An 11,414-nucleotide genomic window follows, 5' to 3' on the forward strand; every position below is an offset into this window, starting at 1 on the left:
ATTATTATTTTTCCTTTCTTTGATACACATTCGCTACAAATTCTGCAAATTCTGTTGTTTTGATTAATTTAAAATCAGAAAAATTACTAACAGGAAATAAAAGATCACCATTATATAAATTTTTAATGACTGAAACATATAAATAATCAGCATAATCTCATGCCTGCTTATAAATTTCAGCACCACCAATAATACAAATATCTCTTTTTTTATTACCTTGATATTGTTTTAAATATGAAATAATATCATTTGTGAAAGTAATATTATTATCATTTAGAAATTGTTGATAACGTTCTTGATGATTAGTAACAACTATATTGTAACGATTTTTTAGTTGTTTGCCAATACTTTCAAAAGTTTTTGAACCCATTAATACATTTTTATTTAAAGTAATGCTCTGAAAATATTGCATTTCTTCTTTAATTTTTCAGGGCAATTTATTATTAAAACCAATTACCTTTTCTTTGGTCATTGCTCAAACTAAAATTACCATTATACTGCAACCTGACCTCTAATCAACGGATATGGATCATATTGTTCTAATTTAAAATCTTCAAATTTAAAATTAAATAAATTAGTAATATTTTTATTAATAACTAAAATTGGCAATGATTTTGGTTTTCTACTTAATTGTTCATTAATTTGTGAAAAATGATTACTATAAATATGAGCATCACCTAAAGTATGAATAAATTCTCCTAACTGATAGCCACATATTTGTGCTAACATTATTGTTAATAATGCATAAGAAGCAATATTAAAAGGAACTCCTAAAAAAATATCTGCACTACGTTGATATAATTGACAAGATAATTTTTTATCATCAGAAACGTAAAATTGAATTAAAGTATGACATGGTGGTAGTGCCATATTCTTAATTTCTGCAGGATTTCATGCTGATAAAATGTGTCTTCGTGAAAAAGGATTGTTTTTTAAATTTTCTATTAACTCCTGCAATTGATCAACACCATTAAAATTACGTCATTGTCTACCATAAACAGGTCCTAAATCACCAAATTCAAGAGCAAATTGATGATCAGTTTTAATTTTTTCAACAAATTCTTCTAAAGTTTCATTTTGATATTTTTTACTTTCCATAAATTTCTTATAAGGTCACTCATTTCAAATTCTAACATTATTTTTAACTAAATATTCAATATTAGTATCACCAGCAATAAATCATAATAACTCATGAACAATAGAAGCAAAATGAACTTTTTTTGTAGTTAATATGGGAAAACCTTTTTGTAAATCAAAACGCATTTGATAACCAAAAGTAGAAACAGTACCAGTGCCTGTTCTATCAGCTTTTTTATATCCTTTTTCTAAAACATATTGACATAAATCTAAATATTGTTTCATAATCATTACCTCTTTCATAAATCAAATTAAATCAAATTAAATCAATTATATTTTAACAAAAAATATTTTTTTATCTAAGTTTTAATTTTAGTTCCTTACTATATCTTGTCATAAAAAAAGTCTCCTTACTAAATTAAAACATTGTTTTTTGCAACTTAGGGGCGACCCTTTCCTATTTAACCGTGAAATTATTGGAGATATAGTGTAGGTACTAAAAAGATGCATCATTGGTACATAAAGCATTTAAGCAATCAAATCGCTGTTTAAAAGATATCCAAATATTTCATACTGATCGCGGTAATGAGTTTAATAATAAAACTATTAATAAACTTTTACTAGCATTCAACATTACCCGCTCTTTAAGCAAAAAAGGCTGTCCTTATGACAATGCTGTTGCTAAGGCAAATTTTAAAACTTTCAAAACCGAATTTATTAATAACAAATTTTTACATCATTTATCCAATTAAAACTACAATTATTTGATTATATCAATTTATATAACAACATAAGAATTCATAGCACTCTAAACTACTTAACTCCAATTAATTATCAAAAACAAATGTCTACCAAAAAATAGTCCTAAAAAGGGTTGCCATTCCACTTATCTAACCAATGCCATTTTAGTTGAAAAGGCAACACTTTATGTGATAAAATTTAAAAACAGTACATAAAGGAAGAAAAATTTGTGGAAAATCTTAAATATATAATAGTAAAAGAAAATAAAGATTTTAATTTGGTTCATAAAATTTGGAAAAAAATGTTTTAAAAACACATGTGTTTTTAAAACATGAACATTTTTTGTTATTTAATAAAACACTAAAAGAAAATTTAAATAATTTAAATGTTCAATTATGATATAAAAATGATTATAACCAAGTTATTGGATTTTCGATTATTTTAGAACAAAAATTAGAAGCTTTATTTTTAGATATAAATTATTTAAATCAAGGATTTGGTTCAAAAATATTAAAAAAATTAATGCTAAATTGTAAAGGTAAGTGCAACTAAATTATTTTTCTATCCAAATATTCGATTGGTGAAAGATAATTTAATATTTTTCTCGGTCTTTGATTTAAAGACAATATAAATTTATGAACTTCATTTTTATTAGTTTTTGAAAAAATAAATTTTTTAGGAAATTTTTCTCTAATTAAACCATTAGTATTTTCATTAGTACCTCTTTGTCAAGGTGAATATGGATTGGCAAAATAAATTTTTACATCTAAATTTTTTTCAAGTTGTTGTCAATTTGAAAATTCTTTGCCACGATCAAAAGTAATAGTTTTAACAATGTTTTTAGGAAGAATTGATAAATAATAACTGACATTTTTATTAATAACTTTAGTAGTTCTGTTTTTAACTAATATTGCTAAAGTAAATCGTGATACTCTTTCAACTAAAGTTATTAAACATGATTTGCTTTTACCTCGTGATGATACTATAGTATCTCCTTCCCAATGACCAAGTGTTATACGATCATTAACATTTATATCTCGTTCTTTAATTGATTTACCATTAAACTTGCCACGATTTTCTTTAGATTTTCGTTTTTTACCTTTTCTTCTTAAATTTTTACTAGTAACTTTATCAAGCATTCCAAAATAAATTCAAGTATAAATTGTTTTAAAACTAATAACTCACTCTTTATGAAAATTTTTAATTCTGCCATAAATTTGTTCAGGTGATCAACCTAATAGTAATTTTTGTTGTACATATTTTACTAAATTCTTATTTTTAAACTTATGAAAACTAATATGTGATTGTTTTCGATTTTCAGCTTTATTTTGTGCAATTAATGAAAAATAATGATTATTATCTTTATTTCTATTAATTTCTCGAATAATAGTACTAATACTTCGATTAAGATTTTTAGCTATTTCACTAATTTTAAATTTAAATTTCAATTGATTCTCAATATAAATTCTCTCATCTATGCCAAGATGTTTATAACTCATATAAAAAATCCTTACTTTTTTTCTAAATTAAATTTAGAATTATGAAACTTTTATATGAGAATTTTTTTGCAATTTTATTTACTTGCACTTACAAGTATAATTCAGCATTAAAAAAGTTTATTATGGTGCTTATGTTAAAAATATAGTTTTGCCTATGAGTGCTATTTTAAATAATAAACGTAATGAAGTTGGTATTAAAAATTTAGGGATTAATGATAAAAAATTACGTAATAATGCAATTCGGACTAAAACAAAATTAATACATAAAGCGTATCATAATTTTTATAATTCAAAGGTTTTAAGTTTTGTTACTTTGACTTATGCTGATAATATGCAAGATATTAATAAAGCAAAACATGATATTTCTATTTAAAAAATGGTTATTCTTATTTGGTTAATTATAATGATGTTTTTAATTTTAATCAGTTAGCAAGTAATTATGCTTTTGAAGAAGAAGATTTAATAATTTTAGATGAATTAGCATTAAAGATAAATTCTAATGATTTAGGAGTACAGTTTAAAAATCAACAAGAAAGTTTAGGACAATTTTGTAAGTTAATAGGTCATATGTTTAATGGTACTATGTATTTGATTGAACAACATCCTAATAGAATACCAGTACAAGCAATAGAAAAAGTAGAGTATGTTGTGCAAGTTAAAAGAATGCGTTTTTTGGGCTTTGTTGTTATATTTAATCTTAATTTATATACTAATATTGATGATTATAATAAAGTAGTGTTTTCACGACGTAGAACAAAGAAAATGATTAAAAAAGGCATTATGCCTCCAAGTTATAGTGGTGAAGCAATGGCTATGACTTTATTTTTTCCTAGACACTGGTTAAAAAGGTATAATTCACGTACTTTACATTATGTGCATGAACTTAAAAGTGAATTGTCACCTAGAAAATACCTTAAAGAAGCAAGTAGTATTGATATGACTTATACTGATATTAAGTCTGCTGGTTTAGATAAATTAGATAATATTTTAAAGAAAAAAGATAAACCTAAAAATAAAGATAAATAAAAATAGTTATAGTACCAGTGAACCTACTGGGACTATAATTTGGGTGAGCCACGTAGTGGCGAGGGACGTAGTCCCTATATACTTGTTAAATATGATTTTGTTTTTCGAAGAGGAATAATTTGTGTTTTTATTATATAAGCAAAAATTTAAAGATTGAAGATTTTTATATAAATTATTAAGTTGTATATTAATTTTTATTTTATCAATATTGACTATCATCTTTTCTGTATTTACTGAATTTTGATATGTTAGTAATACTAATAAAGATAATTTTTATAATTCTATAGTATTGCAAAACTTTGATGTAATGTTATCATTTTGGTCTTCTCAAACAATATTTATTGTTAATATTTGATTTTTATTTTCTTTAATTTATCATCAAAAAGAGCAGACAAATAGATTCACTAATATTTATAGTCAAATTAATTTAACAATATACATAACTATTACTGCCCTTATTTTTTGAGCGGGGATATTTATTGATAGTGTTTCAAAGTTAGATTTAGAACTTAATTGATTTTGAAAATTGAATAATTTATCTTTATTTTGTTCCTTTTTAGATCATTTAGTATCACTAATATTGATGATTATTTTTTTAATTTTAACGTTTAGAAAAAATAAATTTAATATCAATATTAAAAAACAATTTATATTAGTAGTTATTTATCCAATTATTTATCTAACTTATATTTATATTAGAGCCGGTATTTTACAAGCAAATGATGTTAAAAATTTTATTTATCCTTATAATATTCTCAACTTTAATTATTCCATTATTGGAATTCCATTATGAATTAATAGTATCTTAGTTATAATGTTAATTATTAGTACTATTATTAGTACTATTATTAGTACTACATTATTTTATTTGTGAATTAATAAATTTTATTATAAAACAATTAAAGAACAAATAATAATGCAAATAAAGTAATATTTCTGCTAAATCTTAACAATAAATATTAAGCTGATTCATGGTAAAATATAAATATATATTTTAAAATAGGTGAGGTAAGATGGCATTCTTAAAAAGAATCGAAGCATATGGTTTTAAGTCATTTGCAGAACCTTTAACAATAGAATTTGATACTAATATTATAGGTATTGTTGGCCCTAATGGTTCTGGGAAGTCTAATATTAATGATGCTATTCGTTGAGTTTTAGGTGAACAATCAGTTAAATCATTACGTGGTGAAAATAGTGAAGATATAATTTTTAATGGTGCTAAAGGAAAACAGCCATTAAATAGTGCTCAAGTTACTTTAGTTTTTGATAATACTAATAAAATATTTAAAGTTGATTTTAATGAAGTACAAATTACTAGAAAAACTTTTCGTAATAGTTCAGAAAATGAATATTACATTAATAAAGCTCGTGTTCGTTTAAAAGATGTACAAGAAATTATTATGGGTACAGGTTTAGCTAAAGGTTCACTTGCAATTATTAGTCAAGGTAATGTTTCACGATTTGCTGATTCTAAGCCAGAAGAAAGAAGAACTTTATTTGAAGAGGCTGCGGGTGTTTCAAAATACAAAAAGAGGAAAGAAGAGTCATTACGTAAATTAGAGCGTACTAATGAAAATTTAGTTCGAGTTAATGATATTATTAGTGAAATAAGTAGAAAAATTGAACCATTAGCAAAACAAGCACAGAAAGCTAAAACTTATGTTGAATTACGTGATAATTTAAAAAAATATGAAATTACTATTATTGTTAAAGATTTGGAGACATATCATAATCAATTAAAACTTACAACATTCAGTATAAATGATAATGAAATTTTACAACAACAACTTAATTTAAATATTAGTAAGAATGAACAACAATTAAAATTTTTAAAAAATAAAAGTTATGATTTAGATAAAAACATTAATAGTTTAGAAATGAATTTATCTAATGTTAATAGTTTATTGCAAGTTTTAGAACAACAAAAATCGTTAATGAAAACAAAACAAAGTGAAATAAAAGATCAAACAGAAGTTGAAAAATTAAAAAATGAAATTGAAACTTTGCTTACTATTATTGAACAAAAAACTTTTTTACAAAAAAAAGAACAAGAAAATTTTGATAAAATTAATAATTTATTTGAAGAACTAAATGTTCAACATCAAGATTTAATTTTAGGACAAAATAATATTCATCGTGGTTTAGGTGAAAAAAAAGCACAATTAGAATCGGTAATTAATTATCAACAACGACAAAATCAAAAATATTTGGGTGTTCAAACAATTTTAAATAATAAAGATAAACTATATGGCATCATTGGAGTAGTGAGTGATTTAATTTCGGTGCCCGATCTTTATAGTGAAGCGATTGTTAAAGTATTGGGCAATACTTTAAAAAACATTGTTACGGCGACTAACAAAGATGCAACCAAGGCTGTTGAATTTTTAAAACAAAATAAAGCGGGAATTGCCACTTTTTTACCTTTAAATTCAATTCAAGTTCGAACAGCTACTAAAGAAGATGAAATTATTGTTAATAGTAAATCAGGTTATTTAAGTTTTGCTCATCATTTAGTTACAGCAGTTGATAATAGAATTCAGCCGATTATTAATTTTCTTTTAGGTCGTACTATTATTTGTGAAGACTTAGAAAGCGCAAGAGTTATTTCACAATTAATTGCTGCTAAATACCAATGTGTAACTTTAGATGGTCAATTAATTAAAGCTGGTGGTGCTATTGTTGGAGGTTATCAACATCAAAATAGTATTAATGTTTTTAAAGAAAAGTTAATAGTTTCTGAATTAAAAGAAGAAATTAAATCATTAGAACAACAATTAGTTAATATAAATGTCCAAAGAACAAGTATTGAAAGCGAATTAAATAATTATCAAGGTCAAAAGTTGACAATTACTTTAACAATAAATAAACTGATTAGTGAAATTAGTGAAATCACTAATCAATCACAATTATTAACTACTCAATATCAAACATTAACTGGTAAAAAATTAGATATTGATACTACAAACCAATTAAATGATATTTTTATTCAATATGAAAATTCTAAATATGATCAAGCAACAATAAAAAGTCAACTACAATTAATTCGTAAACAGAAACATCAATTATTAGAACAAATGCAAAATTTAGAAAATGAATTATATAGTTTAAATCAAGAACATTTTATGACTAGTGATAAATTAAATAATCAAAAGCTTGAACAAGTAAAAATGGAGTCAAAAGTAGAACAACATTTAAGACGTTTAGTTGAAACTTATAATTTAACTTATGAATACGCTAGAGAACATTATAGTGAACCATTAGCAGATGAACAACAAGCACGTAATTTGGTACAACAATTACGTAGTGAAATTGAAGATTTAGGATTTGTAAATATTAATGCTATTGAAGAATTTGAAAATGAAAATGAACGTTATTTACGTTTAAAAACTAAACATGATGAATTAAAATTAGCATCACAATCGTTGTTAACAGCCATTGATGAAATGGATAATGTTATGGTAACGCAATTTGATGAAACAATCAAAGCTATTAATATGGTATTGCCCGAAACATTTCAAACTTTATTTGGTGGAGGAACTTGTAGTTTACGATATACATCACCTGATGATATTTTAAATACAGGTGTGGAAGTGCTTGCTAATCCTCCTGGTAAAAGAATTAGTAATTTAAACTTATTATCAGGTGGTGAAAAATCATTAGTTGCATTAGCAGTATTATTTGCTATTTTAAAAGTCAAGCCGTTGCCATTGACAATATTAGATGAGGTTGAAGCACCATTGGATCCAGCAAATTTAGAGCGTTTTGCTAGATATGTTCGTAGTTTTTCACAATATACACAATTTATTATTGTTACGCATCGTCCAGGCACAATGGAAAATTGTGATGTATTATATGGGACAACTATGCAAAATCAAGGAATTACGAAAATGGTAGCCATTAAATTAGCAGATGCTAAAAAAATTATTGAAAGCGATAAATCAGTGAAAAATGTTAATTATGTCGTTTAAACTTTATGTTATATTAAAAATAAATTTATTAAAAACAGACCTATGAAATAGGTCTGTTTTTAATAAATTTAAGTATTATTATTTTTTTATTGTGATGAAACATTAACGATTCATGTTGGTGTTAAACCAACCATATCAATAACAACTCCATTACCATTATCATAGTCAGAAATTTGTCATATGTATCATTGTGCAATTAATATTGCTGCAACTGCACCAATTATTGGAGCTAATGCTGGTAAGGCAACACCTAGGACAGCAGAGACTGCTCCTATTCCCGAACCAATCGCATTATTTAATTTTTATGTAATGTATCATGATTTAATCCAATAACATGGTAAGCAAAATAATATTGATAATATTTTTCGCCGCCTGCATATGTTGCTACGTTATTTTTTGTTAAATATTTTCAAACGTTATTTTCAGCAGTAATATTAGATAAATCAACATTACTTACTTTTTTTATATCTTGGTTTAAAATAGTATTAACAGCTTCTGTTTTTTGATTAGTCTTTAAGTTACTACTTAAATTTCCTACAGTTGTACCAAGTGTTAAAACACTTAGGGCAGTAATTAAATTTTTCATTTTAAACACCTTCTTTATATATACGTGATAAATTAAAAGGATATTTTGGATTAATAATAGTTTCTATAAATTTTAGGAATGATAATATTAATCCAAAACTTGGAAATATTTTCTATCCATCTTAATTTTAACACTTTAAGTATTAATATACAAGGCAAGAAAAATTAGTAATATATTAATGCTGAATTATACTTGTAAGTGCAAGTAAATAAAATTGCAAAAAATTCTCATATAAAAATTTCATAATGCTAAATTTAGTTTAGAAAAAAGTAAGGAGTTTTTATATGAGTTATAAACATCTTGGCATAAATGAAAGGATTTATATTGAGAATCAATTGAAATTTAAATTTAAAATTAGTGAAATAGCTAAAAATCTTAATCGAAGTATTAGTACTATTATTCGAGAAATTAATAGAAATAAAGATAATAATCATTATTTTTCATTAATTGCACAAAATAAAGCTGAAAATCGAAAACAATCACATATTAGTTTTCATAAGTTTAAAAATAAGAATTTAGTAAAATATGTACAACAAAAATTACTATTAGGTTGATCACCTGAACAAATTTATGGCAGAATTAAAAATTTTCATAAAGAGTGAGTTATTAGTTTTAAAACAATTTATACTTGAATTTATTTTGGAATGCTTGATAAAGTTACTAGTAAAAATTTAAGAAGAAAATGTAAAAAACGAAAATCTCAAGAGAATCGTGGCAAGTTTAATGGTAAATCAATTAAAGAACGAGATATAAATGTTAATGATCGTATAACACTTGGTCATTGGGAAGGAGATACTATAGTATCATCACGAGGTAAAAGCAAATCATGTTTAATAACTTTAGTTGAAAGAGTATCACGATTTACTTTAGCAATATTAGTTAAAAACAGAACTACTAAAGTTATTAATAAAAATGTCAGTTATTATTTATCAATTCTTCCTAAAAACATTGTTAAAACTAGTACTTTTGATCGTGGCAAAGAATTTTCAAATTGACAACAACTTGAAAAAAATTTAGATGTAAAAATTTATTTTGCCAATCCATATTCACCTTGACAAAGAGGTACTAATGAAAATACTAATGGTTTAATTATAGAAAAATTTCCTAAAAAATTTATTTTTTCAAAAACTAATAAAAATGAAGTTCATAAATTTATATTGTCTTTAAATCAAAGACCGAGAAAAATATTAAATTATCTTTCACCAATCGAATATTTGGATAGAAAAATAATTTAGTTGCACTTACCTTTACAATTTAGCATTTACTTGCACTTACAAGTATAATTCAGCAATGAAACTAGTTTTGTAATGTGTTATATCGGTAAAAAAGTTCCAATTAATAAAGTGAAAAAATTAATATATAAAAAATAAGAACATATGTTCTTATTTTTTATATATTAATTTATTAAATTCTTTTTATTGCACTATTAACAAAATCTTCATTTGGATCAAATTTAGTTTCGTTATTAATATTTCATAATTTTTCTTGCTCTGTTTTAGTAACTTTATTAGGCATTTGTATATCAAGAATAACATGTAAGTCACCACGTTTACTACTATTAGGGTAATAGAATCCCTGATTTTTTAAAGTAATTTTGTCACCGTATTGTAGTCCTAATGGTAATTTATGTTTAATGATTCCTTCAAAGGTAGGAATCATAATAATATTTCCCAAAATAATATCTAAGTAAGATACTGGTAATTTAATATACATATCACTACCTTGACGATCTAAGAAAGCGTGTCGCTTAATATTAATACCAACAAATAAATCGCCTTGAGTACCACCATTATGACCAATTTTACCTTTACCTTTAATTCTAATTTGTTGACCATCAAAAATACTGCGAGGAATATCAAATTCTAATTTTTGATTTTCAATATAATAGCGATGTCCTTTGCATTTTAAACATTTTTGACGAATAATTTTACCAAGTCCTTGACATTGGTTGCAAACACCTTGATGTCTAAACATACCTAATGGTGATTGTTGAACATATTCAAGAACTCCTTTACCTTTACATTTATCACATGTACTAATATCATTAGGAGTTCTAGCACCAGTTTCTTTACAATCCTTACAAGCAACATCAATGTTAATACTAATGGTCATTTTTTTGCCAAAGAATACATCACGATAACTAATTTCAACTTTTGTTAGGATATTATCACCTGGTGTTTTACCATTATAGCGTTGTTGTTGTCTTCTATTACCACCAAATAAGTCACCAAATGCCGAACTAAAGTCACCGAAACCACCAAAGCCACCGAAACCAGAAGAACTATCAACTCCGGGCATATCATGACCAAATTGATCATATTTTGCTCTTTCATTAGTATCAGATAAAACTTGATAAGCTTCGCTTATTTCTTTAAATCGAGCTTCATCACCACCACTTGGTGAATCGGGATGATATTTTTTTGCAAGCGTACGAAACGCTTTCTTAATTTCATCTGAAGTAGCATTACGTGAAACTCCTAGAATTTCATAATAATCACGTTTTTTACTTGCCAT

13 protein-coding genes are annotated in these 11,414 nt (G+C 24.9%); 8 read left to right on the forward strand and 5 right to left on the reverse strand.

Features of this window, described 5'->3' with window-relative positions; genetic code table 4:
* Nucleotides 1–4 precede the first annotated feature (4 nt).
* Both ACICQF_RS03585 and thyA read right to left on the reverse strand, forming a co-directional pair.
* Entirely contained in the window at nucleotides 5–493 is a 489-nt protein-coding gene (locus tag ACICQF_RS03585) for a dihydrofolate reductase (protein ID WP_395472791.1), read from the reverse strand.
* Nucleotides 493–1,362, reverse strand: a complete 870-nt coding sequence (thyA, locus tag ACICQF_RS03590; RefSeq protein WP_252320867.1) for a thymidylate synthase — start codon at nucleotides 1,360–1,362, stop codon at nucleotides 493–495. The genes ACICQF_RS03585 and thyA overlap by 1 nt, the downstream gene beginning before the upstream one ends.
* 227 nt (nucleotides 1,363–1,589) lie before the next feature.
* On the opposite strand from thyA, the gene ACICQF_RS03595 reads away from it, so the two are divergent.
* The 3 genes from ACICQF_RS03595 to ACICQF_RS03605 all read left to right on the forward strand — a co-directional run bounded on the left by ACICQF_RS03595 (nucleotide 1,590) and on the right by ACICQF_RS03605 (nucleotide 2,370).
* A complete protein-coding gene (locus ACICQF_RS03595) occupies nucleotides 1,590–1,829 on the forward strand; it encodes a hypothetical protein (protein ID WP_395472792.1) in 240 nt (79 codons plus the stop codon).
* A 26-nt stretch (nucleotides 1,830–1,855) separates the two neighbouring features.
* On the forward strand, nucleotides 1,856–1,939 hold the full coding sequence (locus ACICQF_RS03600; RefSeq protein WP_395473701.1) for an IS3 family transposase: 84 nt from the start codon (nucleotides 1,856–1,858) through the stop codon (nucleotides 1,937–1,939).
* Between the two features lie 197 nt (nucleotides 1,940–2,136).
* Nucleotides 2,137–2,370 carry a hypothetical protein gene (locus tag ACICQF_RS03605; RefSeq protein ID WP_395472793.1) on the forward strand — a complete coding sequence of 78 codons (234 nt, stop codon included), beginning with the start codon at nucleotides 2,137–2,139 and terminating at the stop codon, nucleotides 2,368–2,370.
* Here ACICQF_RS03605 and ACICQF_RS03610 read toward each other — a convergent pair.
* Entirely contained in the window at nucleotides 2,367–3,317 is a 951-nt protein-coding gene (locus ACICQF_RS03610) for an IS30 family transposase (RefSeq protein ID WP_338979395.1), read from the reverse strand. The two genes, ACICQF_RS03605 and ACICQF_RS03610, sit on opposite strands and share 4 nt — an antisense overlap.
* A 154-nt stretch (nucleotides 3,318–3,471) precedes the next feature.
* Here ACICQF_RS03610 and ACICQF_RS03615 point away from each other — a divergent pair, with 154 nt between their 5' ends.
* The 4 genes from ACICQF_RS03615 (at nucleotide 3,472) to ACICQF_RS03630 (ending at nucleotide 8,314) form a co-directional block, all read left to right on the forward strand.
* Nucleotides 3,472–3,690, forward strand: a complete 219-nt coding sequence (locus ACICQF_RS03615) for a hypothetical protein (RefSeq protein ID WP_395472794.1) — start codon at nucleotides 3,472–3,474, stop codon at nucleotides 3,688–3,690.
* Nucleotides 3,691–3,707: 17 nt separating this feature from the next.
* On the forward strand, nucleotides 3,708–4,343 hold the full coding sequence (locus ACICQF_RS03620) for a hypothetical protein (protein WP_395472787.1): 636 nt from the start codon (nucleotides 3,708–3,710) through the stop codon (nucleotides 4,341–4,343).
* A gap of 307 nt (nucleotides 4,344–4,650) precedes the next feature.
* Nucleotides 4,651–5,274 carry a hypothetical protein gene (locus tag ACICQF_RS03625; RefSeq protein ID WP_395472795.1) on the forward strand — a complete coding sequence of 208 codons (624 nt, stop codon included), beginning with the start codon at nucleotides 4,651–4,653 and terminating at the stop codon, nucleotides 5,272–5,274.
* Between the two features lie 82 nt (nucleotides 5,275–5,356).
* Nucleotides 5,357–8,314: an AAA family ATPase gene (locus ACICQF_RS03630; RefSeq protein WP_395472796.1), complete on the forward strand. Its 2,958-nt coding sequence runs from the start codon at nucleotides 5,357–5,359 to the stop codon at nucleotides 8,312–8,314.
* Between the two features lie 295 nt (nucleotides 8,315–8,609).
* On the opposite strand, the gene ACICQF_RS03635 is transcribed toward ACICQF_RS03630, so the two are convergent.
* Nucleotides 8,610–8,900, reverse strand: a complete 291-nt coding sequence (locus tag ACICQF_RS03635; RefSeq protein WP_395472797.1) for a hypothetical protein — start codon at nucleotides 8,898–8,900, stop codon at nucleotides 8,610–8,612.
* 284 nt (nucleotides 8,901–9,184) lie between these two features.
* Here ACICQF_RS03635 and ACICQF_RS03640 point away from each other — a divergent pair, with 284 nt between their 5' ends.
* Complete coding sequence (locus tag ACICQF_RS03640) at nucleotides 9,185–10,135, forward strand: IS30 family transposase (protein WP_395472798.1); 951 nt, start codon at nucleotides 9,185–9,187, stop codon at nucleotides 10,133–10,135.
* Nucleotides 10,136–10,304: 169 nt separating this feature from the next.
* On the opposite strand, the gene ACICQF_RS03645 is transcribed toward ACICQF_RS03640, so the two are convergent.
* Nucleotides 10,305–11,414: a DnaJ C-terminal domain-containing protein gene (locus ACICQF_RS03645; protein WP_395472799.1), complete on the reverse strand. Its 1,110-nt coding sequence runs from the start codon at nucleotides 11,412–11,414 to the stop codon at nucleotides 10,305–10,307.

Origin of the sequence: Spiroplasma endosymbiont of Nomada rufipes (assembly GCF_964277355.1) — a bacterium.
Taxonomy (GTDB): domain Bacteria; phylum Bacillota_I; class Bacilli_A; order Mycoplasmatales; family VBWQ01; genus Spiroplasma_E.